This window comes from Hydrogenophaga sp. ANAO-22, assembly GCF_042466645.1.
GTDB lineage: Bacteria > Pseudomonadota > Gammaproteobacteria > Burkholderiales > Burkholderiaceae_C > Hydrogenophaga.
On the sequence record NZ_CP159956.1, the window covers coordinates 5,327,514 to 5,348,921 of the forward strand.

Here is a 21,408-nt window from a genome sequence, read left to right on the forward strand (position 1 = left end):
CCCCTATGGGGCTTGAACTATCATTGTTGTTACCGCTTCATCCGAGCCCCCAGACCTATGGCCGACAAAAAAGCCGCCTCCAGTGAAAAAGCGCTCTACTGCTCGTTCTGCGGCAAGAGCCAGCACGAGGTCAAGAAGCTGATCGCCGGCCCCTCGGTGTTCATCTGCGACGAATGCATCGACCTGTGCAACGACATCATCCGTGACGAGTTGCCCGGCCTCGAATCCGTCAAGGCCTCGGGCGACGACGTGCCCACGCCGGCCCAGCTCAAGGCCAACCTGGACAACTACGTCATCGGGCAGCAGAACGCCAAGCGCGCGCTGGCCGTGGCCGTCTACAACCACTACAAGCGCCTGCGCCACAAGGTCGCCGCCCGCAAGGACGACGTCGAGCTGGCCAAGAGCAACATTCTCCTGATCGGACCCACCGGCTCGGGCAAGACGCTGCTGGCCCAGACCATGGCGCGCATGCTCAACGTGCCGTTCGTGATGGCCGACGCCACCACGCTGACCGAAGCCGGTTACGTGGGCGAAGACGTGGAAAACATCGTCGCCAAGCTGCTGCAGAGCTGCAACTACGATGTCGAGCGCGCCCAGCAGGGCATCGTCTACATCGACGAGATCGACAAGATCACGCGCAAGTCCGACAACCCCTCCATCACCCGCGACGTGTCGGGCGAGGGCGTGCAGCAGGCCTTGCTCAAGCTGATCGAAGGCACGATGGCCTCGGTGCCGCCGCAGGGCGGGCGCAAGCACCCCAACCAGGACTTCCTGCAGGTCGACACCACCAACATCCTGTTCATCTGCGGCGGCGCGTTTGCCGGCCTGGAGAAGATCATCGAGAACCGCACCGAGGCCTCGGGCATCGGCTTCGGCGCCGTGGTCAAGAGCAAGAAGCAGCGCAGCATCACCGAATCCTTCAAGGAAATCGAGCCGGAAGACCTGATCAAGTTCGGCCTCATCCCCGAGCTGGTGGGCCGCGTGCCGGTGATCGCCGCGCTGTCGGAACTCAGTGAAGACGCGCTGGTCGAAATTCTCACCGAGCCCAAGAACGCGGTCGTCAAGCAGTTCTCCCGCCTGCTGGCGATGGAAGGTGCCGAGCTCGAAGTGCGGCCCGCCGCGCTCAAGGCGATCGCCCGCAAGGCCCTGGCCCGCAAGACGGGCGCGCGCGGCCTGCGCTCGATCCTGGAAAACGCGCTGATCGACACCATGTTCGATCTGCCTGGCATGAGCAATGTGGAGAAGGTGGTGGTCGACGAGTCGACCATCGAGGAAAACAAGCCGCCCTTGCTGGTGTACCGCGAGGCGGCCAAGCAGGCTTGACGCGCCGGCTTCGACCAACCCCGTCACGGATGCGTCCGGTTGAGATCGCTCGCACCGACCCCATTTACCCGTTTTAGTCGAGGTTGAAATGTCCGGACAGACCCCCCTTCCCAGCACGCCGGTCGAACTGCCACTCCTGCCTTTGCGCGATGTGGTGGTGTTCCCGCACATGGTCATCCCGCTGTTCGTGGGGCGGCCCAAGAGCATCAAGGCGCTGGAGTCCGCGATGGAGGCCGAGCGCCGCATCATGCTCGTGGCCCAGAAGGCCGCCGCCAAGGACGAGCCGTCGACCGACGACATGTTCGAAATGGGCTGCGTCGCCACCATCCTGCAGATGCTCAAGCTGCCTGACGGCACCGTCAAGGTGCTGGTCGAAGGTGTGCAACGCGCCAAGGTGCTGACCATCCGCGATGGCGAAAGCCATTTCATCGCCAGCGTGAGCCCGGTCGACCCGGCCGTGGAGCGGGCCGACACCCAGTCCAACGAACTCGAAGCACTGCGCCGCGCCGTGATGCAGCAGTTCGACCAGTACGTCAAGCTCAACAAGAAGATCCCCTCGGAGATCCTCACCTCGATCTCCAGCATCGACGATCCGGGCCGCCTGGCCGACACGATCGCCGCGCACCTGCCGCTCAAGCTCGAGTCCAAGCAGGTGGTGCTGGACCTCGATCCGGTCAACAAGCGGCTGGAGAACCTGTTCGAACAGCTCGAGCGCGAGGTCGACATCCTCAACGTCGACAAGAAGATCCGCGGGCGCGTGAAGCGCCAGATGGAAAAGAACCAGCGCGACTTCTACCTGAACGAGCAGGTCAAGGCGATCCAGAAGGAACTCGGCGAAGGCGAAGAGGGCGCCGACATCGAGGAGATCGAGAAGAAGATCAAGGCCGCCAAGATGCCCGCGGAAGCGCGCAAGAAGGCCGATGCCGAGTTCAAGAAGCTCAAGCTGATGTCGCCCATGTCGGCCGAGGCCACCGTGGTGCGCAACTACATCGATGCGCTGGTCGGCCTGCCCTGGAGCAAGAAGACCAAGATCAAGCACGACCTCGCGCATGCCGAGGCGGTGCTGAACGAAGACCACTACGGCCTGGAGAAGGTCAAGGACCGCATCCTCGAGTACCTCGCGGTGCAACAGCGCGTGGACAAGGTCAAGGCGCCCATCCTGTGCCTGGTCGGCCCACCCGGTGTCGGCAAGACCTCGCTGGGGCAGTCGGTGGCCAAGGCCACGGGCCGCAAGTACGTGCGCATGGCGCTGGGCGGCATGCGCGACGAGGCCGAGATCCGCGGCCACCGCCGCACCTACATCGGCGCCATGCCGGGCAAGGTGCTGCAGAGCCTGAACAAGGTCGGCACGCGCAACCCGCTGTTCCTGCTCGACGAGATCGACAAGCTGGGCACGGACTTCCGCGGCGATCCTTCGAGCGCGCTGCTCGAGGTGCTGGACCCCGAGCAGAACCACACCTTCGGTGACCACTACATCGAGGTCGACTTCGACCTGTCCGACGTGATGTTCGTCGCCACGTCGAACTCGATGAACATTCCGCCGGCCCTGCTGGACCGCATGGAGGTGATCCGCCTCTCGGGCTACACGGAAGACGAGAAGACCAACATCGCGATCCGCTACCTGCTGCCCAAGCAACTCAAGAACAACGGCATCCGTGAAGGCGAGCTGGACGTGCGCGACGACGCCGTGCGCGACATCGTGCGCTACTACACCCGCGAAGCCGGTGTGCGTTCGCTCGAACGCGAGCTCTCCAAGATCTGCCGCAAGGTGGTCAAGGGCCTGCTGCTCAAGAAGTACACGCCCACCGTGGTGGTGAGCGCCGACAACCTCAGCGAATTCCTGGGCGTGCGCAAGTACAGCTACGGCCGTGCCGAGGCGCAGAACCAGGTGGGCCAGGTGGTCGGTCTGGCGTGGACGGAAGTGGGCGGCGATCTGCTGACCATCGAAGTGGCCATCATGCCGGGCAAGGGCGTGATCACGCGCACGGGTTCGCTCGGCGATGTGATGAAGGAATCGGTAGAAGCGGCCCGCACCGTGGTGCGCAGCCGCGCCCGCATGCTGGGCATCAAGGACGAGCAGTTCGACAAGCGCGACATCCACATCCACGTGCCCGATGGCGCCACGCCCAAGGACGGCCCGAGCGCCGGTGCGGCCATGACGACCGCGCTGGTCTCGTCGCTCACGGGCATTCCCGTGCGCGCCGATGTGGCCATGACGGGTGAGATCACGCTGCGCGGTGAAGTCACGGCGATCGGCGGCCTGAAGGAAAAGCTGCTGGCCGCTTTGCGTGGCGGCATCAAGACCGTGATCATCCCGGAAGAGAACGTGAAGGACCTCGCCGAGATCCCCGACAACGTGAAGCAGGGCCTGGAGATCGTGCCGGTGAAATGGATCGACAAGGTTCTCGCCATCGCGCTCGAACGCCAGCCCGTGCCACTCACCGAAGAAGAGGTCGCGGCCCAGATCGCGGCGGCCAGCGTGAGCAAGCCGACGGCGTCTCCCGACGCGGTGAAACATTGATCAAAAAATTTCGGGGGACTTGAAAGAGCCCCTTTTTTCGGGTTAGAATCATGGCTTACCGAAATGCAGCGGCAAACGCAATAGCAGATGCAGCAGCAGGTGGTAAGAAATGCGGGAATAGCTCAGTTGGTAGAGCGCAACCTTGCCAAGGTTGAGGTCGCGAGTTCGAATCTCGTTTCCCGCTCCAAATTCAAAAGGGAAGCTCTGCTTCCCTTTTTTGTCGGAGTTTGAGATCGGTGTCTTTGATGCCGGTCCTGACGGCGCGATAGCAAAGCGGTTATGCCCCGGATTGCAAATCCGGTTAGTCCGGTTCGACTCCGGATCGCGCCTCCAAAAATACCTGATCGAAACATCCAGCTCGCCCATGGCGAGCTTTTTTTTCGTCTGCTCGCCGCGGCTCAGCCCTGGAAGTCCAGGGCGTTGGGTTCGAGCGGCAGGTTCTGCGCACCTCGCAGCAGGCCGATCACTTCCGCGAAGGCATGCACCTCGTCACCCAGGCCTTCGGCGCGAAAGCTCGGCCGTTCTTGCCCCACCGCCGCGACGTGCGGCTTGATGGTCTGGGCGGACTTGCCGTCAAAGCTGGTGAAGGCCGCCCGCACGGGCGTTTGCACGACGCAGCGGCGCAGATCGAAGCCGGTCTCGCAGCCGATGAGGTAGATGCGGTCCTTCTGCATCGAAGCCGGCTCCATCGGCACGAACACCGCCAGGATGCAGTCGCCGGCCCTCACGCCGAAGCCCATGTCCCTGCGGGCGCGGTAGTGGCAAAGCTCGGCATCCTGGGTGGCGCGCCCACCGGCCATGTCTTCGGGCAGGCAGATGGCCAGGTCCTCGCCCGGGCCGATGGCCGGGACGACCCGGGTGCCCTGGGGCAGCGCATCGGCGCTGGGGTCGAGGAAGTAGCCGGGTGGTTGCTGGGTCAGCGCGCAAAGGGTGAGCAGGGCCTCGTAGTCCGGGAGCACATCGCCGGTGAGGAAGGCCGAGGCCAGGCTTTCGTCCACCCCGAGCCTGAAGGCCAGTTCGCGACTTTTTTCACGCATGGCGCCCGGAAAGCCCAGGCGATCCAGGCTCATTCTCAATCGAGCCCTAAAGCGCGCGGAAAGATCGCCGATAGACAGAGGTTCAAGACTTGGCATGAGGGCTGGGCGTTGGGGTGTGGGCGTTGCAAATGGCCTGGTGCCATGGTAGACGCCAACCGGCTGGCTGGGAGTAACACAATGCGCCTTTCGGGCGCGTTGGCGACGCAGCTCAAGAACAGACAGGGGAATGTACACAGATGATGACAGCGCTGATGGACTCGCGGATTCAAGGCAATCTGCACCTGCCCACGTATGAAAGGGCCATTCGCGCCGAAAACCTCAAGGCGCTGGCCCGGCGTTGGCACATCGCGCGCAGTTCCGAACTGGTCGACCCGCGTGTCATCGCACGCTGGTTCCCGGGGCAGCGCAACCTGCTGGAGCTGCTGGCCCTGCTGAGCGAGGACGAAGTCATCAAGCTGGCGGACTGCTCGCATCCGTTGTTTTCCATGATGATCCACACGGGGCTGCTGCCCACGACATCGGCGTCGCTGGTGCAGCCGGGTGAATTCGAGGCCGCCAATCGCCAGGAGGCCTTCATGGCGCTGGCGGTGCGCGTCGACAGCATCAAGACTTCGTTCGACGAGGCCTGCGTGCTGTTCGATCTTTCGATGAGCGAAGCCGTGCACGTCCGCCGCTTCGGACCGCACGAACTCTGGGACATCTCGGCCAACCCCGGCCTGGTGATGTTTCCGGTGGCCAGTGACCACTACTTCGAGGCCGCCGCCACGCGCGACCTGACCTCTTCGCAGAAAACGCAGTTCATGGTCATGAGCCGGCGTTCGAAGAACCGCATTCACTGAAACCAGGGACATCACCATGATCAACACCGCAGGCCGAGCCCTTGCTTCTTCTGGACACAAACGCGTCCTCTTCGAGGACCAGGTATCGGACGAGCGATTCGAGGCCCTGATCGAGTTGACCTCGCGCACCAAGCTGATCGTCAAGCTGCTGGGCACCGACGTGAGCGAGCAGCGAATCAAAGAGGAGATGGACCGCCGCCTTGGGCAGTACGGTATCAAGGTCAAGCGGCCCAGAGGCCTGGGACAAACCACTACGGCCAAGACCTTCCTCGACAGCGCGGCGGAGCGCTTCGAGGCCTCGTACCTGATGGCCCTGCATTTCGGATCGCGCGGCATTGGCGAGTACGCCGTGGTCGAGACGAATTTCGGCAAGGCGCTGGACAAGATGATCGAGGTCTACAACAAGTACCGCCGGACGGTGCCGCCCGTGGGCGACAGCCAGCGCATCACGTTCGAGACCTATGCGTTGCTGGTCGAGGGGCTGCAAAGCCGCGAGATCGAAGTCCGGCAGTGCGGCGCCTGCAACACCAAGCACCCGGTGGTCAAGCAGCACCAGGGCCCCGCGCATTGCCCCGCCTGCGCCACGCAGGACCTTCGCATGGACGAAGCGCGCGCCGAGGTGCAGGCCCGCATCGCCGCGTACCGCCAATCGCGCAACCAGATGCCGAAGTTTGGCTGACACCTTCCCTCTACGGGGCAAAACGGCACCGTAGACCGGGCCGCCGCCGAGGCATTGGGTAGAAAAATACCCGGATGCTTGAAACGTGGCTCTCATCCCTCCCGTCGCGGTCCTGGCCGATCCGCTCAGCGCATGACGCGTCCGCGCCTTCCCGCGCGCGCGGCTCGACATGACGCAGATCTTTTCGCTCAACGCGGCGCGCACCCGCCAGGGCAAGGCGGTCCAGGGCGGTGGAGGCACCGCCTACTGGCCCTTGCAGGCCCTGGAGTCGGGTGGGCCCGAGCAGTGGATCCACGATGCGCTGGCCGGCCAGCCTTATGAGGGGTTCGGCCTGTCCTGCTGGGCGCAGCAGCCCAACCTCAAGGAGGCCACGCTCAGGCTGGCGTCCTTCATCACGCCCTGTTGGCCGTCCGAGGATGGCTCCTCCCTTCTGGTGCGTGCCATCGGGGAAGCGGTCAAACGCTCCGAGGTGGCCGTCGGCAACGGCGAGACCTTCACCGGCCGCTTCGTGGGGGTCTACCTCTACGGCCTGACCATGCACGCGAAGGATGTGGCGCGCGTCTCCATCTCCGGTGTGGACCGGTTCGGCATGGTCCAGCGCTGGCGGCATTTTTCGGAGCCGCTGCAGGCCTGGGCGGTGCGCCATGGCATCGACACACTGGTCGCCGAGGTGTCCGATCCCTTGCCCGCCGAGGTCACCATCGTGGGCATCCGCACGCACATGGTCGTTCGGGTGTCGGACCCCATCGACACCGGCTACCTCATGAAACACGCGGCCCAGGGGTGATGGCGAGCACCGGTTGCCCATGCACAGCGATGACCACGCCCACCTGTACGGACTGAGCGCACGGCGCGCGCCGCGGCACAACCCGGCGTCCTGTTTCGCGTGCCACAAGTACCTGCTCTCCAGCATCATCCAGGTGCTGCAGGAGCGCGAGCATGCGCCACGGCAGGGGCCTGCCGTGATGCTTCGCGTGGTCCACGCGCATTCGCAGCTCGATGCCGACTCGGGCCCTGGCTCGCTCGACTTCACCGAAACCAGCGCCTGGGGCGAACTGCGCTCGGGAGACCCCCACGAGCCTCGGCCGTTCGCCCTGTCGGTGTTCGACACCATGAGCACCGCGGGTCTGGGCGGCTCACTGGCCGACATGCTCTTTCGGCTGGCGCCCGTTCCATGGGCCCAGACCGCCAGCCTCACCGACGAGGAGGTCGCGCACAACAGCATCGTGCACCTCGCGTTCGCACCGCGCCTGCCGGACGATCCCCTGGTCGTTCACAGTTGCAACGCGGCGGGGCAGGGCGTGACCCACCTGCGCCGGTCGGACCGCTGGCAACGTGTGTCCGGCGAAGAGGTCGTGCGGGCCGCATTGCGGCATGCGCACATCACGGGCAAGGGCCCCTCCCAGTCTGGCAACCCGCGGCAAGCCCGCGATGTGCCCACCGCCATGCCCTCCAGCGAGGCCTTCACCAGCACCAGCGAGATTCTCAAGGCCTTCGATCACATCCTCGTGCGGGCCGCCGTGAGAGAGCTGCAGAACCAGGAGGCGATGGAGAGCGGGCGCAGGAGCGTGTGGTTGTGAGCCGAACGCCCGGGAGCGAACCTTGTTGTACCCCCTGAACATTCCTTGCCCGCGCAGTGCCGCCGATCGGGCATCGGCGCCCGCGGCCACCGCCGTGCCCGCCAGGCTCAGCGCCGTCGGGGCCGGTCCCGGTGTCGATCTGGGGGTGGTCGTTCATCTGTGGTCCGAGCACTCCCCGCCCGATGGCAAGGCGCTGTGTGGTGCGCGGCCCAGCGGCATCTTCCATCGATGGCAGGCCCGCTCGGGCGAGCCGGTGTCCTGTGTGAAGTGCCTGGCGGTTCTGGCGGAGGAGACCGCCATGGGCCGCGAGCCTGCCGCCCCCAATGCCCGAACCGTGGAACCGTTTGCTGGAGTCTGTGCACCATGAACCCATCCCTCGTGTCTTCCGCCACACCCGGCTTTCGCCCGCGGGGCGACATTCATCCGGATGACCGCGCTGGCGACGTCATCCCCATGTACCAGCACACGGTCAAGACCCCGCACATGAAAGCCATGCAGGACGTGCTGGACATCACCGCGGTGATCGACTCGGTGCTGGCGCGCGACTTCGGCGGCAAGGGCCGGGGCATCCACTCCAAGCTCGACAGCGTGCGCCACCCGGTGCCGGCCCGGCTGGACCGGCGGCTGCGTTATCTCGCGGCTGTGCGCAACAAGGCCCTCAACGAGCCGGACTGGGAGATTCCGCAGCGCGAGCGCTACCTGGCCGAATGCCGGGCCGCCGCCATCCGCCTGCTCGACATCGGCCGCCGGCGCCAGCGCAGGGCGCACCTGCTGCGCCGCTGGCTGGCGCGCCTGTCGGGCGGCTGAGCGCCGCCCGCGCGATCAGCACCCGAGCGCGGCCAGGCCGGACGCCGCCATCGCCGTTTCCACGGGCAGCGTGAAGTAGACCGCGCAGCCGTGGCCCGGCGTGCTGTCGAGCCAGATGCGGCCGTTGTGGCGCTGCACGATGCGCTGGCACAGGGCCAGGCCCGCGCCGTAGCCCTCGAAGTCCAGCGAGTGGTGCTGGCGCTGGAACATGAGGAACAGGTTGCTGGCCTTGGCGACGTCGAAGCCGGCGCCGTTGTCCACGATGAAGAACAGGCAGGTGCCGTCGCTCTCCGTGCGGCAGCCGATCTGGATCTCGGCCGGCTCGACCTTGCGCGTGAACTTCATGGCGTTGTCCAGCAACCGCGTGAACAGGTCGTTCACCATCGCCGCGTCGGCCACCACCATCGGCAGATCGGGCTGGATCTCCCACTGGATCTGGCGATCGGGGGCGGCCTGCCGCAGGCGCGAGACCACACCTTCGAGCACGTTCGTCATCGCCAGCCGCTCGGGGTGCAGGTCGATGCGGCCGATGCGCGAGTAGGTCAGCAGGTTCTCGATCATCGCGTTCAGGCGCTGCGAGGCCCGTTTCATGGCATCGCGGAAATGCCGGATCTCTTCGCTGGCGTTCTCGCCCAGTTCTTCGGCGATGAGGCCGGCGAAGGTGTTGATGTGCCGCACCGGCCCACGCAGATCGTGCGTGATGGAGTGGGTGAAGATGTCCAGGTCCTTGTTCGGCACGGTGTGCTGGCGCACCCGCTGGGTCACGCGCCGGTCCAGTTCGGCGTTGAGGTCGTTCATGACCCGGTCCAGGTCTTTCATCGCGGTCATGTCGCGCGTGATGCAGGACAACCCTTCCAGCTCGCCGTTGTCGCCGCGCAGGGCCGTGATCAGGGTCTGGCCCCAGAACGCCTCCGCACCGGCGCGCTTGAGCCAGCCGCGGGTTTCCCATTGGCCGCGATCGATGGCCAGCCGGATGGTGTCGTCGATGCCGATCTCCGCCTCTTCACCGACGCGCGGCGCGGCCATGTCGGCCAGGTGCATGTTGCCCACCTGTTCCCGGGAAAAGCCGTGCAGGCGGTGCGCGCTCTCGCTCCATTCGGTGATGCGCCCCACCGGGTCGAGGAAGTAGATGCAGGAGTCCTGCAGCGCATCGGCCATGAGGTCGAAGCGGCGCTTGTTCTGCGCGAGGTCGTCCACGCGCGCTCGCCCGGCGACCTCCTTCGTTTCGACGAAGACCCCCCGGACCACGCCGTCGTGCACGTCGGGCGTGAACGAGGTCTCGGTGAAGGTGTGGGCACCTCCCGGTGTGGACTGCTCCGTGAGCCGCAGCTGTTTCTCGCCACCCAGGGCCTGCATGAAGCGTGGCAGCAGGGCGGGCAGGGCATCCTGGGGAAAACAGTCCTGGAACGGCCGGCCTTCCAGCGCCGAAGGGTCGATGCGCAGGCCGTCGCAGAAGGCCTGGTTGCCAAAGCGGCAGCGCAGATCGAGATCGAAGTGCGCGAGTTGCCATGGCAAGCGGTCGGCAATCGAACGCGCCAGCGCCGCCTGTTCCTGCAACCGCTCGATCGTCAGGGCGCAGGAGGCCTTTTCTGCGGCCTGGGTCGAGGGGGGCACGGACGGTTCAAGGGTGGGCATGGGGAGAGGTGCTTTCTGTCGGTGGCGCTGCCGTGCGCAGCCTGGCACACCAGCCAACGCCCGGAGATGGGGCGGCGCGTGCGGCGTCAACCATACCAGCAGCCTGTGGCGGCTGTGCGACTCGGCGTTGCGTCCTGCGTCAAACGTCCTCAAATTTTTCCGCCCATTCCGAGCAAATTGACACGCTTGGGCGGCCCCCAATGGAGGGCGCCACCCACACAGGGCCGGGCATGTGTGGCATGGCGCCGCGCTTTAGTTCGAAAGCAGTCGTTTGCCGATGTCGCGCCGCGCGAGGCCGGACCTACGGGGGGATTTGGACCCAAAGAGCGAAGGGGTCGAGGAGGGGCGAGAGCCAAGAATCCACCGGTACCCCAACAGGACCCATCGAATGAATGCACTCAGGCTCATGCGCGACAAGCTGCCCTCGGGGAAAGCCTTGGGCGGCGCCTTGCGTCCTGAACTGGTGTCCCGCCTGCTGCCGGTCGTGCTGCTGGCGATCGGCATCACGGCCCTGGTGATGATGTTCCTGTGGAACGACCAGGCCAGCTACAAGCCGGTGTTCGGTGCGCGCGAGCAGGTGCCGGTGTCGGACATGATGGCCGCGCTGGATGCCGAGGGCATTGCCTACCGGCTGCACCCCGAGTCGGGCCAGGTGCTGGTCTCGTCCTCCGACCTCGGCCGCGCCCGCATGCTGCTGGCGGCCAAGGGCGTCACGGCGCGCCTGCCCGAAGGGCTGGAACTGATGGACAAGAACGACCCGCTGGGCGTCACGCAGTTCGTGCAGGACATCCGCTTCCGCCGCGGCCTGGAAGGCGAGCTGGTGCAGAGCATCACCTCGATGGACGCCGTGCGCTCGGCCCGCGTCCACCTGTCCGTGGCGCGCTCCTCGACCTTCGTGCTCAACGCCCAGGACAAGAGCACCGCCTCGGTGGTGTTGAGCCTGCACCCGGGGCGCACGCTGGGCAACGAACAGATCGCCTCCATCATCCAGCTGGTGGCCGGCAGCGTGTCCAACCTGGACCCGTCCCGCGTGAGCGTGGTCGATCAGGCCGGCCGCCTGCTCTCCGCGCGCGTCGATGTGAAGGACGGCATCGATCAGGGCAGCTTCGCCGACGAGGCGGTGCGCAAGGCGCAGAACGACATCCTGCAGAACGCGCACCAGCTGCTGCAGCCGCTGCTGGGCGCGGGCAACTACAACGTGAGCGTGGCGGTCGAACTCGGTCAGGACCGCGTGCAGGAAACCCAGGAGCGCTACGGCGACGCGCCCAAGGTCACCAACGAAGCCTCGCGCGAGGAGAGCAACCGCGACCGCGTGGCCCTGGGTGTGCCGGGCTCGCTCAGCAACCGCCCGGCCACGCCGGCGCCCGACGCGAACGCGGCGCCCAACACCGCCGAGCGCAGCGCCGTCACCCGGCAGTTCGCCTACGACCGCAGCGTCACCACCATCCAGCGCGCGCGTGGCCAGCTCAAGAAACTCAGCGTGGCCGTCGTGCTCAACGACGGCGCCGCGCCCGGCGCGGCCGCCACCGGCTGGGCCCCGCAGGACATCGCGCGCATGGAGGGCCTGCTGCGCGGCGGCCTGGGCATCAACGCCGAGCGGGGCGACCAGCTCGTGGTCTCCTCGCTCGCGTTCCCGGGCGCCGCGCCCGCCGTGCCCTGGTACGAGGAACGCGAGACCGTGTTCGAGTTCGTGACCTGGGGCCTGTACGTGCTGGGCGCGCTGCTGTGCTACTTCCTGCTGGCGCGCCCGCTGCTGCGCATCCTGCGCGAGCGCCACAAGCCGCCGGCCGAAGTCGGCATGACCGACCTGATCGCGCTGGAGGGCGGGGCGGGTGCCGCCGCCGCCGAGTCGCCCGCGCTCGCGAACCCGGCGCCGGCCGTCGCGGCGCTGCCCCACAAGGCCCAGGCGGCGAACTCGGGCGCGATGGTGCCGCTGCTCGCCGACTACGACCTGCCACCACCCGGCTCGCCGGTGGAGGTGCTGGTCAATCACTTGAAGGTGCTGGCCCAGAAGGAGCCGGAGCGCGTCGCCGAAGTTGTCAAACAGTGGGTTCAGAAAAATGCCGCCATCACCTGATCTCGAAGGGGCCGATGCCGGCTCGCTCTCGTCCACCGAACAGGCCGCCATCGTGCTCCTGAGCATGGGCGAGCAACCGGCCGCGGCCGTGTTGCAGCACCTCTCGCGCGAGGAGCTGCTGGATGTCACCCAGGTCATGTCGCGCATGAGCGGGATCAAGGTGGACATGGCGCGCACCGCGCTGCAGCACTTCTTCGACGACTACCGCGAACAAAGCGGCGTGCACGGCGCCTCGCGCGCCTACCTCAAGAGTTCGCTCGACATGGCGCTGGGCGCGAACATCGCCAGCAGCGTGCTCACCCGCATCTATGGCGACGCCATCCGGCCGAAGATGGCACGGCTGCAGTGGGCCTCGTCGCGCTGGATCGCCGACCGCATCGCGGCCGAGCACGAACACATGCAGGCGGTCTTCCTCGCCTTCCTGCCCTCGGCCCTGGCCAGCGAGGTCATCGAGCGCCTGCCCGAGGACAACCGCGACCTGGTGCTGATGCAGATCGCCCAGCTCGGCCACGTGGAGCACGACATCCTGCGCGAGCTCGAGGTGCTGGTCGACGCTTACCTGGCGAGCCTGGAAACCCAGAGCGCCACGGTGGAAGGCGTGCGCCAGGCCGCCGAGATCATCAACCGCATGCCCGGCAACCGCCAGAAGGTGGTCGAGCAGATGCGGGCGCGCGACCCGGCCGTGGTGGCGCAGATCGAGGTCAGCATGTACGACTTCTTCATCCTCTCGCGCCAGACCGAGGACGTCATCACCCGCATCATCGAAGCCTCGCCGCTGGACCTGTGGGCCGTGGCGCTCAAGGGCGCGGACCCCGAGGTGCGCCGCAAGGTGCTGCAGGCCATGCCGCGGCGCCAGGCGCAGGCCTTCGAAGACACGCTGCGCCGCACCGGGCCGGTGCCGCTCAGCCGCGTCGAGCAGGCGCGCGCCGAGATCATGCGCGAGGTCAAGGCGCTGGTGGATGCCGACGAGATCCAGATCCAGCTGTTCGCGGAGGCGGTGGTCGCATGAAGACCTACCGGCCGCACCGGTTCCCGCCGCTGAGCCGCTTCACGCCGGCCCAGGCGGTGTCGCCCGGCGACGCCGAGAGCGCGCAGGCGGCATGGGCCGAAGGCTTCCAGCAGGGCATGGACCGGGGCTACCGCGAGGGTCATGACAGCGGGGTGGAGCGCGGCGTGGCCGAAGGCCGCCTGCAGGGCCTGCGCGAGGGCCGCGACGAAGGACAGGCCGAGGCCCGCGCGGCCGTGCTGGCCCGCTGGCAGGCCTATGCCGCGCCGGTGGACGCCGCGCTCGCGGCCCTGCACCAGGCCCAGGACGACTACCAGAAGGCCTTGCGCAGCGAGGTCGTCGATCTCGTGGGCAAGGTGGCCCGCCAGGTGATCCGCGCCGAGCTCACGCTGCAGCCCACGCAGTTGCTGGCGCTGGTGGAAGAGTCGCTCAAGACCATGCCGCCGGCCACCGGCGAGATCGAGGTGTTCCTCAACCCGGAAGACCTGGAGCGCATCCGCGATCTCGACCCCGTGCGCGCCCGCGCCTGGAAGCTCATGGCCGACAGCCGCCTCGACGCCGGCGAGTGCCGCGTGCACTGCGGCGGCCAGGAGGCCGACGCGGGCTGCCGCCACCGGCTGCAGGCCTGCATGGAGCAGATCGGCGCGCAGCTGCTCGACACCGAACCCCTCGCCGCCGAGCCGGCGCCCGCCACGGAGCTCGCCGCATGATCGCCGAGCGCCTGAAGTCCGTCGAACTCACCGAGGTGCCGGTCTCCGTGCCCACGGGGCGGCTCGTGGGCGCGGCGGGCATGCTGCTGCACGTCAAGGGCTGCCAGCTGCGCATCGGCCAGCGCTGCCGCATCGAGGTGGGGCCGGGCGACTGGGTCGAGGCGCAGGTGGTGGGCTTTCGCGACGAGATGACCTCGGTCATGCCCTTCAAGAAAACCGATGGCCTGAGCGCCGGCGCGCGCGTGCTGCCGATGGCGTCGGACAGCGAACTGCTGATCGGCCCGTCCTGGCTGGGCCGCATCGTCAACGGCCTGGGCGAACCCATGGACGGCCTGGGCCGCCTCGGTGGCGAGCACCGGCTGGGCAGCCAGCCGCCGCGCGTGGACCCGCTGCGCAAGCGGCCCGTGCACGAGCCGCTGGACGTGGGCGTGCGCGCCATCAACGGCCTGCTCACGCTCGGCCGTGGCCAGCGTGTGGGCCTGATGGCCGGCAGCGGCGTGGGCAAGAGCGTGCTGCTGGGCCTCATCACGCGCCAGACCGTGGCCGACGTGGTGGTGGTCGGCCTCATCGGTGAACGCGGCCGCGAGGTGCGCGAGTTCATCGATCTCTCCCTCGGCCCCGCCGGCCTGCGCCGCGCGGTGGTCGTGGTGGCGCCGGCCGACGAGTCGCCGCTGATGCGCCTGCGCGCCACCGAGCTGTGCCACTCCATCGCCGCGCACTACCGCGACCGGGGCCAGAACGTGCTGCTGCTGCTGGACTCGCTCACCCGCTACGCCATGGCGCAGCGCGAGGTGGCGCTCTCGCTCGGTGAGCCGCCGGCCACGCGCGGTTACCCGCCCTCCGTGTTCAGCGCGCTGCCGCAGCTGGTGGAGAGCGCGGGCAACGGCGAAGGCGAGGGCAGCATGTCCGCCATCTACACCGTGCTCGCCGAGGGCGACGACCAGCAGGACCCGGTGGTGGACACCGCGCGCGCCATCCTGGACGGCCACATCGTGCTCTCGCGCGCGCTGGCCGAGCGCGGCCACTACCCGGCGATCGACATCGGCCAGTCCATCAGCCGCTGCATGTCGCTGGTGGCCGAGCCGGCGCACAGCGCCGCCGCGCGCTCCATGAAGGCGCTGCTCTCCAGCTACCAGCAGGTGCGCGACCTGCTGCCCATGGGCGCCTACGTGCCCGGCGCCGACCCGCAGGCGGACCGCGCCGTGAGCCTGTACCCGCGCATCGAGGCCTACCTGCACCAGGGGGTGAAGGAGAGCGCCCCCCTGACGGACTGCCTGCGCGACCTGAGCGAGCTGATGGCATGAACCCACCCACCCACCTCGTCACCCTCGGCCACCTGGTCACCGCGCGCGAGCGCGAGCAGGAGCGCATCGGCGCCGAGCTGAGCCGCCAGCAGTCGGTGCGCGAGCGCATGCAGCGCAGCGTGGATCGGCTGCACGCCATCTGCGACGCCGCCGGGCCTTCGGGCGCCCAGCCCTTCCTGCTGGCCGCCAACTGCGCGGCCTACAAGCAGTCGGTGATGGGCCTGGCGCAGGAGCAGCAGCGCAGCCTGGAGCGCCACAGCGCCGAGGTGGAGGCCACCCGCGTGGCCCTGCACGCCGCCTTTCGCCAGCGCGAAGGTGTGGCCCAGGTGCTGCACAAGCGCGAGCGCGAATGGCGCCTGGCCGGTGAAGTGCGGGCGCGAAAACAGCTGGACGACGTGGCCCTGACCGTCTGGCGCCGCACTGAGCGATGAAAAATGGCCCCCACGCTCCACCGCTGCGCGGGTCGCTGCCCCCCAGGGGGACTTTTTCATCTTGGGGCGGCCCGGCGATGAAAAAAATCCAGCCCCTCCTTCAAAAACCGCTGCTCCCGGTCGCCTTACCGGGCATGGGCGGGGCTTTTCCTGCCAGATCAGGAGCAACCATGGACATCAACCCGACCCAGATGGCGACCCAGCTCGCCACCATCTACACGCAGGGCACGCAGGACATCATCACGCGCGACAGCAAGAGCGCCGATGCCACCAACGCGGGCTACACCCGCCTGCGCTCGGCCCTCGCGGCGTTCAACACCGCGATGGACGCGCTCTCGGGCAAGAAGGGCCTGGTCAAGAACAGCGCGACCGTCGCCGGCAGTTCCGGCGCCACGGGCACCGCCTCCGCCACGGCCCAGCCCGGCACCTACAGCTTCTTCGTGGAGGCCGTGGCCTCCAACCACCAGATCGCCTTCGCCGACCTGCCCGCCGTGCCCGTGGCCACCGGTGGTCCGCTGGTGATCCAGCAGGCCGACGGCAGCAGCTTCAACGTCAACCTGCTGATGGCCGACGCCGATGGCAACGGCACCATCTCGCAGACCGAGATCGCGCGCGCCATCAACCAGGCCTCGGGCAACGCGGGCAAGGTGACGGCCCAGGTGGTCAACACCGGCAACGGGTCCCAGCTGATCCTCTCGTCCGGCGCCAGCGGCGAGGACGGCGCGATCACCGTCGACGCCAGCGGCCTGCCCGCCGGGGCCCTCAAGGACGCCCTGAGCGCCACGCCCAACGAGCTGGCGCAGGCGCGCGACGCGGTGGTGTGGCTGGGCGACCAGGGCACGGGCGTGCGCATCCAGCAGGCCAGCAACACCGTGACCGCCATCGACGGCGTGACCCTCAGCCTCACCCGCGCCATGTCCACGGGCGACGCCCCCGCCACGCTGACCGTGGCCGCCGACGAGGCCGGCACCGCCGACAACGTGCGCAGCTTCGTGACCGCCTTCAACACCTTGCAAGGCATCATCAACGACCTCACCAAGACCGACATCAACGCGGCCTCGCGCGGCGTCTTCGCCAGCGACAGCAGCGTTCGCGCGCTGCGCACCCGCCTCAACGACATCGTGCGCCAGGACTTCGGCGGTGTGCGCCTGTCCGAACTGGGCATCTCCACCGACCGACAGGGCGCGCTGACCTTCGACGCGGCCAAGCTGAAGAAGACGCTGGACGTCAAGCCCGACGCGCTGGACAAGGCCTTCGGCTCGTCCAGCCTGTCGGCGCCCTCGGGCTTGCTGGGCTCGATGAACACCTACCTCAAGACCTGGCTCGACTCGGGCAATGGCCAGATCAAGCGCCGCCAGGACTCGGTGCAGACCCTGCAGCGCGACATCACCAACCGCCAGGCGCGCCTGGACGAGCAGTTCGCGATGTCCTACGAGCGCTACCTGCTGCAGTTCACCCAACTTCAATCCCTGATGGGCCAGCTCAACCAGACCTCGGGCATGTTCGGATCGTCCACCTCGGCCACCGCCTGAGGACCGACCGCACCGCCCGTCATCACCCCCGACGAGGACTTCCTTGACATACGACGCATACGAGAGCTACGCCCAGGTCGACCTGGGCGCCCAGACCGCACAGGCCTCGTCCGTGCAGCTGGTGCTCATCCTGATGAACGGTCTGCAGGACGAGCTGGCGCGCGCGCGCGCCCACATCGAAGGCAGCCGCTTCGAGGCCAAGGCGCGCAGCCTCGACAAATGCGTCGGCATGCTCAATGGCCTGTCCAGCTCGCTGGACACGGACGCCGGTGGCGAGGTGGTCGCGCAGGTCGCGGAGGTCTACGACTACTGCGCCCGCCGCCTGCACGAGGCCGGGGTCCGGCTCGACGTGGGCATGGTCGACGAAGTGGGCCGGCTGCTGCGCACGCTGCAGGAAGGCTGGGAAGGCATGCAGGCCCACCATGGATAAGCGCCAGGCGCTTCTGGACCTGGCGGCGCGCCTGCGCCACGAGACGCAGGCCGCCGACTGGGCCGCGCTGGCCCGCACCGATCAACAGCTCGCCGCGCTGCTCGCCCGCCTGCCCGCCGTGGCGGCCCTGAGCGCGCCGGAGCAGGCCGCGCACCACGCGCTGCGCCAGGCGCACGAGGCCGCGCGCACCGCCTGCGCGCAGGCCCATGCCCAGGCCCACGAGCGCCTTCAGGCGCTGTGCGACCAGCGCACCGGCTGGACCGCCTACGCCCTGAGCACCGACCTGCAGGAGGCCTTGCCATGAACGCCGCATCCCCCGTCCTCAACCTCGCCCCCGCAGCGTCCGCACCGATCGGTGCCGCGCCGATCGCGCCGCCGGCCGATGGACAGGCCGCGCCGCCGGGCGATTTCGCCGACCTGCTGGCCGTGGGCGAAGGCGTGGAACCCATCGACGCCGCCGACCCCACGCTCCCCACCGAGATCGGCCTGCTCGATGAAGAGCCGGCGGCCGATGACGACGGTGAGCAGGCGCGCGACGACGGCCCGGCCGAACCCACGGAGCCGATGCCGTCCGCCGCCCTGGCCACGGTGCAGTGGACGGTGGGTGTGGAGCGCGCGCTGCAGCTGGCGCTGCGCTCCTCGCAGGCCGCGCCCGCCGCGCCGCCGCCGGGCACCGCGCCCGTGGCCCTGTTCCAGACCAGCCCGGCACCCGCGACGTCCCTTGCGGCGGTGCCCGTGCCCGCCGACCCCGCCGTGTCCGATGCCTCGGCGCCGTTGCCGGCGGCCGCACCGGCCGGGCAGGGCAGCACCACGGCCGATGCCGGCGCGCGCGCGCCGCGCTTCGAACTGCCGCCGGTGCAGGCCGGCCCCGCCGCCGCGACCGCGCCGGCCACGGGCAACGCCTTCGTGCTCGAAGGCGACAGCGTGCGCCTGCCCGCCGCCGAGCCCGACCTGTGGCAGCGCCCGCTCGCGCAGGCGCTGGGCGATCGGCTGCAGGTGCAGGCCTCGCAAGGCATCGAGCAGGCGCGCATCCGGCTGGAGCCGCCGGCCCTGGGCCGCATCGAAATCGTGCTGCGCCAGGAGGCCGGCCAGCTGCAGGTGCAGCTCAGCGCCTCCCACCACGACGTGGTGCGCCAGCTGCAGGCCATGGGCGAAGGCCTGCGGCAGGAACTCACGCACAAGCAGGGCAGCCCCGTCACGGTGCAGGTGTTCGAAGACCGCGCGCTCGCCGACGGCCGCTCCCCGCACCGCGAACGCCAACACCCACCGCAGCAGGAAGACCGGCCCGGCCAGGGCCTGCTGAGTGAATCGAAGGCCGACGGGCGCGCCTTCACCCTGGCCTGAAGCGCCACCGACCGACCGCCACCGAGCCTGCCCGCATGAAAAAAGTCAAACTGATCTCCCTCGTCGTCGGCGTCGCGCTGCTCACCGCCGCGGGCGGCGGCGCGGCGGCCTACTGGCTGCTGCGCCCGGCCAAGCCGGCCGTGGCCGGCGCTCCGGCGCCCGACAAGCGCGAGTACCGCTACGTCACGCTGGACAAGGTCATCGTGATGCTGCGCGGGCGCGAAGGCGGCCCGCTGACCAACTACCTCGCGGTGGACCTGGTGTTCAAGACCCCCGTGGCCGACGAGGCGCAGACCAAGCAGCAACTGCCCAAGCTGCGCTCGATCGCGGTGCGCTCCCTCTCCGAGTTCACGCTCGAACAGGCCGGCATGCTCACCATCCCCGCGCTCTCCGACCATGTGCAGAAGGCCTACGTCGAGAGCTTCAAGGCCGAGGCGCGGGCCATGCCCTTCGGTGAAGTGATGATCGGCAAGCTCATCATCGAGTGAGCGACGGCATGTACGGCGGTTACACCGAAATGGCCAGCGTGGCCGCGGCCGAGCTCGGCGCGGCGGACGAGCAGAAGCACCTGCTGGCGTTCACGCCGCTGGTGCGGCGCACCGTGCGCCAGCTCAGCTCGCAGGTCGGTGGCACCATGGACCGCGACGACATGATGCAGATCGGCCTCATGGGCCTGCTCGAGGCCCTGCGCCGCTACGGCGAGCCCGACGACCGTTTCCCCGCTTTCGCCAGCCTGCGGGTGCGCGGCGCCATCCTGGACGAGCTGCGCCGCCAGGACTGGCGGCCGCGCTCGGTGCGCCAGGAGAGCTTTCGCCTCAAGACCGAGGTGCGCGAACTCACGAAGCGCATGGGGCGCGAACCCACCGAGGCCGAGGTGCTGGCCGGGCTGGACATCAGCCCCGAGGCCTACCTGGCCTACCAGCAGGACAGCAACGCCGAGACCCTGGCCAGCTTCGACGACATGTTCGACGCGCTGTCCAACGAGGCGTCCGCCCAGCGCTCGCCGGAAGCCGAACTGGTGCTCAAACGAAGCCTACAGCAGGCTTTGGGCACGTTGAGCGAGCGTGAACAGCGCGTCATTCAGCTCTACTACGAATACGAACTGAGCCTCAAGGAGATCGCGGCGGTGCTGGGCTTGACCGAAGCCCGCATCTGCCAGATCAACAAGGCCGCCCTGCAGAAGATGAAAACCGTCCTGCAGACCGACTGACCGATTTTTCAAAGCCCAGCCATGCAACTCTTCGTCGGCGCCCTTGTCATCCTCCTCACCGTCTTCGGCGGCTTCCTGCTGGGCGGCGGAGACCTCGCGGTGGTCTGGGAACCGGTGGAACTGCTGATCATCGGCGGCGCCGGCCTGGGCGCCATCATCGTCGGCAACCCGCGGCACGTGCTCAGCGAGATGGGCATCCAGCTGCGCAAGCTGGTCGGCTCGCGCAAGCAGGGCGAGGAGTTCCAGCGCCAGCTGCTGCTGCTGATGTACGAGCTGCTGCAGACGGCCGCCGGCGGCATCAAGGCCCTGGACGCCCACGTGGAAGAGCCGCACAAGAGCGCCATCTTCATGAAGTACCCGCTGGTGCTCGACGAACCCAAGCTGCTGCACTTCATCGTCGACAACTTCCGCCTGATGGCCATCGGCAAGATCAACGCCCACGAACTGGAGGGCGTGCTGGAGCAGGAGCTCGAGACCATCCACGAGGAGCTGAACCAGCCGGCCAAGTCGCTGCACAAGATCGCCGAGGCCATGCCCGGCTTCGGCATCCTGGCCGCCGTGCTGGGCATCGTGATGGCGATGAACTCGGTGGGCGCCGGTGCCGGCGCGGGCGAGATCGCGGCCAAGGTGGCCGCGGCCATGGTCGGCACCTTCATCGGCATCTTCCTGTGCTACGCCGTGCTCGACCCCATCAGCAACATGATGAAGCAGCTGGTGAAGGAGGAGATGTCGCACATGGAAGCCGTCAAGGTGGTGCTGGTCACCCATGTCTCGGGCAAGGTCGCGCTGCTGGCGATCGACGCCGGGCGCCGCCTGGTGCAGCTCAACATCAAGCCCAGCTTCTCCAAGCTGGAGTCCTGGATCAACGCGCTGGAGGGCCGCGAAGAGGAGCCCAAGCAAGAGTTCAACCGACGCGCGGGGATCGCCGTGTCCAAGCTTGACC

20 protein-coding genes, 2 tRNA genes and 1 pseudogene are annotated in these 21,408 nt (G+C 68.1%); 21 read left to right on the forward strand and 2 right to left on the reverse strand.

Annotated elements, in window-relative coordinates:
• The first annotated feature begins 57 nt into the window (after positions 1 to 57).
• From clpX to ABSY19_RS25810, 4 genes are all read left to right on the forward strand, one after another.
• Positions 58 to 1,323, forward strand: coding sequence for an ATP-dependent Clp protease ATP-binding subunit ClpX (gene clpX, locus ABSY19_RS25795; protein ID WP_382157145.1), 1,266 nt, complete (start codon positions 58 to 60; stop codon positions 1,321 to 1,323).
• An 88-nt stretch (positions 1,324 to 1,411) separates the two neighbouring features.
• Positions 1,412 to 3,844, forward strand: a complete 2,433-nt coding sequence (lon, locus tag ABSY19_RS25800; RefSeq protein WP_382157147.1) for an endopeptidase La — start codon at positions 1,412 to 1,414, stop codon at positions 3,842 to 3,844.
• Between the two features lie 111 nt (positions 3,845 to 3,955).
• A tRNA-Gly gene (locus tag ABSY19_RS25805) sits at positions 3,956 to 4,031 on the forward strand.
• Positions 4,032 to 4,103: 72 nt separating this feature from the next.
• A tRNA-Cys gene (locus ABSY19_RS25810) sits at positions 4,104 to 4,177 on the forward strand.
• A 65-nt stretch (positions 4,178 to 4,242) separates the two neighbouring features.
• Here the strand turns inward: ABSY19_RS25810 and ABSY19_RS25815 are convergent.
• Positions 4,243 to 4,914 carry a hypothetical protein gene (locus ABSY19_RS25815; RefSeq protein ID WP_382157149.1) on the reverse strand — a complete coding sequence of 224 codons (672 nt, stop codon included), beginning with the start codon at positions 4,912 to 4,914 and terminating at the stop codon, positions 4,243 to 4,245.
• 218 nt (positions 4,915 to 5,132) lie between these two features.
• Here ABSY19_RS25815 and ABSY19_RS25820 point away from each other — a divergent pair, with 218 nt between their 5' ends.
• The 5 genes from ABSY19_RS25820 to ABSY19_RS25840 all read left to right on the forward strand — a co-directional run bounded on the left by ABSY19_RS25820 (position 5,133) and on the right by ABSY19_RS25840 (position 8,786).
• Positions 5,133 to 5,720 (forward strand): hypothetical protein, encoded by a 588-nt coding sequence (locus ABSY19_RS25820; RefSeq protein ID WP_291112465.1) that lies wholly within the window; start codon positions 5,133 to 5,135, stop codon positions 5,718 to 5,720.
• Positions 5,721 to 5,736: 16 nt separating this feature from the next.
• Positions 5,737 to 6,399 (forward strand): hypothetical protein, encoded by a 663-nt coding sequence (locus ABSY19_RS25825; protein ID WP_382157151.1) that lies wholly within the window; start codon positions 5,737 to 5,739, stop codon positions 6,397 to 6,399.
• A gap of 169 nt (positions 6,400 to 6,568) precedes the next feature.
• The gene (locus ABSY19_RS25830; RefSeq protein WP_382157153.1) at positions 6,569 to 7,186 is read left to right on the forward strand and encodes a hypothetical protein; all 618 of its coding nucleotides are present in this window, start codon (positions 6,569 to 6,571) and stop codon (positions 7,184 to 7,186) included.
• 19 nt (positions 7,187 to 7,205) lie between these two features.
• A complete protein-coding gene (locus ABSY19_RS25835) occupies positions 7,206 to 7,979 on the forward strand; it encodes a hypothetical protein (protein ID WP_382157155.1) in 774 nt (257 codons plus the stop codon).
• A gap of 363 nt (positions 7,980 to 8,342) precedes the next feature.
• Positions 8,343 to 8,786: a hypothetical protein gene (locus ABSY19_RS25840; protein ID WP_382157157.1), complete on the forward strand. Its 444-nt coding sequence runs from the start codon at positions 8,343 to 8,345 to the stop codon at positions 8,784 to 8,786.
• A 15-nt stretch (positions 8,787 to 8,801) separates the two neighbouring features.
• Here the strand turns inward: ABSY19_RS25840 and ABSY19_RS25845 are convergent, their stop codons facing one another.
• Positions 8,802 to 10,421 carry an ATP-binding protein gene (locus ABSY19_RS25845; protein ID WP_382157159.1) on the reverse strand — a complete coding sequence of 540 codons (1,620 nt, stop codon included), beginning with the start codon at positions 10,419 to 10,421 and terminating at the stop codon, positions 8,802 to 8,804.
• Positions 10,422 to 10,809: 388 nt separating this feature from the next.
• Between ABSY19_RS25845 and fliF the strand changes: the two genes are divergently transcribed.
• The 12 genes and pseudogenes from fliF to motA all read left to right on the forward strand — a co-directional run.
• The gene (gene fliF, locus ABSY19_RS25850) at positions 10,810 to 12,498 is read left to right on the forward strand and encodes a flagellar basal-body MS-ring/collar protein FliF (protein ID WP_382157161.1); all 1,689 of its coding nucleotides are present in this window, start codon (positions 10,810 to 10,812) and stop codon (positions 12,496 to 12,498) included.
• Positions 12,482 to 13,507: a FliG C-terminal domain-containing protein gene (locus ABSY19_RS25855; RefSeq protein ID WP_382157163.1), complete on the forward strand. Its 1,026-nt coding sequence runs from the start codon at positions 12,482 to 12,484 to the stop codon at positions 13,505 to 13,507. Before fliF ends, ABSY19_RS25855 begins: the two co-directional genes overlap by 17 nt.
• Entirely contained in the window at positions 13,504 to 14,214 is a 711-nt protein-coding gene (gene fliH / locus ABSY19_RS25860; protein ID WP_382157165.1) for a flagellar assembly protein FliH, read from the forward strand. Before ABSY19_RS25855 ends, fliH begins: the two co-directional genes overlap by 4 nt.
• On the forward strand, positions 14,211 to 15,518 hold the full coding sequence (fliI, locus tag ABSY19_RS25865; protein WP_382157167.1) for a flagellar protein export ATPase FliI: 1,308 nt from the start codon (positions 14,211 to 14,213) through the stop codon (positions 15,516 to 15,518). Before fliH ends, fliI begins: the two co-directional genes overlap by 4 nt.
• Positions 15,515 to 15,949, forward strand: coding sequence for a flagellar FliJ family protein (locus ABSY19_RS25870; protein ID WP_382157169.1), 435 nt, complete (start codon positions 15,515 to 15,517; stop codon positions 15,947 to 15,949). The genes fliI and ABSY19_RS25870 overlap by 4 nt, the downstream gene beginning before the upstream one ends.
• Positions 15,950 to 16,119: 170 nt before the next feature.
• Positions 16,120 to 17,481, forward strand: coding sequence for a flagellar filament capping protein FliD (gene fliD / locus ABSY19_RS25875; RefSeq protein WP_382157171.1), 1,362 nt, complete (start codon positions 16,120 to 16,122; stop codon positions 17,479 to 17,481).
• 43 nt (positions 17,482 to 17,524) lie between these two features.
• Positions 17,525 to 17,911: a flagellar export chaperone FliS gene (fliS, locus tag ABSY19_RS25880; protein WP_382157173.1), complete on the forward strand. Its 387-nt coding sequence runs from the start codon at positions 17,525 to 17,527 to the stop codon at positions 17,909 to 17,911.
• The gene (locus ABSY19_RS25885) at positions 17,904 to 18,215 is read left to right on the forward strand and encodes a hypothetical protein (protein WP_382157175.1); all 312 of its coding nucleotides are present in this window, start codon (positions 17,904 to 17,906) and stop codon (positions 18,213 to 18,215) included. The genes fliS and ABSY19_RS25885 overlap by 8 nt, the downstream gene beginning before the upstream one ends.
• Positions 18,212 to 19,255: a flagellar hook-length control protein FliK gene (locus ABSY19_RS25890; RefSeq protein WP_382157177.1), complete on the forward strand. Its 1,044-nt coding sequence runs from the start codon at positions 18,212 to 18,214 to the stop codon at positions 19,253 to 19,255. Before ABSY19_RS25885 ends, ABSY19_RS25890 begins: the two co-directional genes overlap by 4 nt.
• Before the next feature lie 35 nt (positions 19,256 to 19,290).
• Positions 19,291 to 19,743: a flagellar basal body protein gene (locus tag ABSY19_RS25895; protein WP_382157179.1), complete on the forward strand. Its 453-nt coding sequence runs from the start codon at positions 19,291 to 19,293 to the stop codon at positions 19,741 to 19,743.
• 8 nt (positions 19,744 to 19,751) lie between these two features.
• The gene (gene fliA / locus ABSY19_RS25900) at positions 19,752 to 20,465 is read left to right on the forward strand and encodes an RNA polymerase sigma factor FliA (RefSeq protein WP_382163946.1); all 714 of its coding nucleotides are present in this window, start codon (positions 19,752 to 19,754) and stop codon (positions 20,463 to 20,465) included.
• A gap of 21 nt (positions 20,466 to 20,486) precedes the next feature.
• A pseudogene (motA, locus tag ABSY19_RS25905) lies at positions 20,487 to 21,350 on the forward strand (flagellar motor stator protein MotA); the annotation flags it as partial.
• Positions 21,351 to 21,408 lie beyond the last annotated feature (58 nt).

Bases quoted from the DNA above. Each gene is read 5' to 3' on its own strand.
- lon (WP_382157147.1), top strand. From the start codon at position 1,412: ATGTCCGGACAGACCCCCCTTCCCAGCACGCCGGTCGAACTGCCACTC.
- ABSY19_RS25820 (WP_291112465.1), top strand. From the start codon at position 5,133: ATGGACTCGCGGATTCAAGGCAATCTGCACCTGCCCACGTATGAAAGG.
- ABSY19_RS25870 (WP_382157169.1), top strand. From the start codon at position 15,515: ATGAACCCACCCACCCACCTCGTCACCCTCGGCCACCTGGTCACCGCG.
- ABSY19_RS25885 (WP_382157175.1), top strand. From the start codon at position 17,904: ATGGATAAGCGCCAGGCGCTTCTGGACCTGGCGGCGCGCCTGCGCCAC.
- fliA (WP_382163946.1), top strand. From the start codon at position 19,752: ATGTACGGCGGTTACACCGAAATGGCCAGCGTGGCCGCGGCCGAGCTC.
- clpX (WP_382157145.1), top strand. From the start codon at position 58: ATGGCCGACAAAAAAGCCGCCTCCAGTGAAAAAGCGCTCTACTGCTCG.
- ABSY19_RS25815 (WP_382157149.1), bottom strand. From the start codon at position 4,914: ATGAGCCTGGATCGCCTGGGCTTTCCGGGCGCCATGCGTGAAAAAAGT.
- fliD (WP_382157171.1), top strand. From the start codon at position 16,120: ATGGACATCAACCCGACCCAGATGGCGACCCAGCTCGCCACCATCTAC.
- ABSY19_RS25855 (WP_382157163.1), top strand. From the start codon at position 12,482: ATGCCGCCATCACCTGATCTCGAAGGGGCCGATGCCGGCTCGCTCTCG.
- ABSY19_RS25825 (WP_382157151.1), top strand. From the start codon at position 5,737: ATGATCAACACCGCAGGCCGAGCCCTTGCTTCTTCTGGACACAAACGC.
- ABSY19_RS25840 (WP_382157157.1), top strand. From the start codon at position 8,343: ATGAACCCATCCCTCGTGTCTTCCGCCACACCCGGCTTTCGCCCGCGG.
- ABSY19_RS25845 (WP_382157159.1), bottom strand. From the start codon at position 10,421: ATGCCCACCCTTGAACCGTCCGTGCCCCCCTCGACCCAGGCCGCAGAA.
- fliI (WP_382157167.1), top strand. From the start codon at position 14,211: ATGATCGCCGAGCGCCTGAAGTCCGTCGAACTCACCGAGGTGCCGGTC.
- ABSY19_RS25890 (WP_382157177.1), top strand. From the start codon at position 18,212: ATGAACGCCGCATCCCCCGTCCTCAACCTCGCCCCCGCAGCGTCCGCA.
- fliH (WP_382157165.1), top strand. From the start codon at position 13,504: ATGAAGACCTACCGGCCGCACCGGTTCCCGCCGCTGAGCCGCTTCACG.
- ABSY19_RS25835 (WP_382157155.1), top strand. From the start codon at position 7,206: ATGCACAGCGATGACCACGCCCACCTGTACGGACTGAGCGCACGGCGC.
- ABSY19_RS25895 (WP_382157179.1), top strand. From the start codon at position 19,291: ATGAAAAAAGTCAAACTGATCTCCCTCGTCGTCGGCGTCGCGCTGCTC.
- fliF (WP_382157161.1), top strand. From the start codon at position 10,810: ATGAATGCACTCAGGCTCATGCGCGACAAGCTGCCCTCGGGGAAAGCC.
- ABSY19_RS25830 (WP_382157153.1), top strand. From the start codon at position 6,569: ATGACGCAGATCTTTTCGCTCAACGCGGCGCGCACCCGCCAGGGCAAG.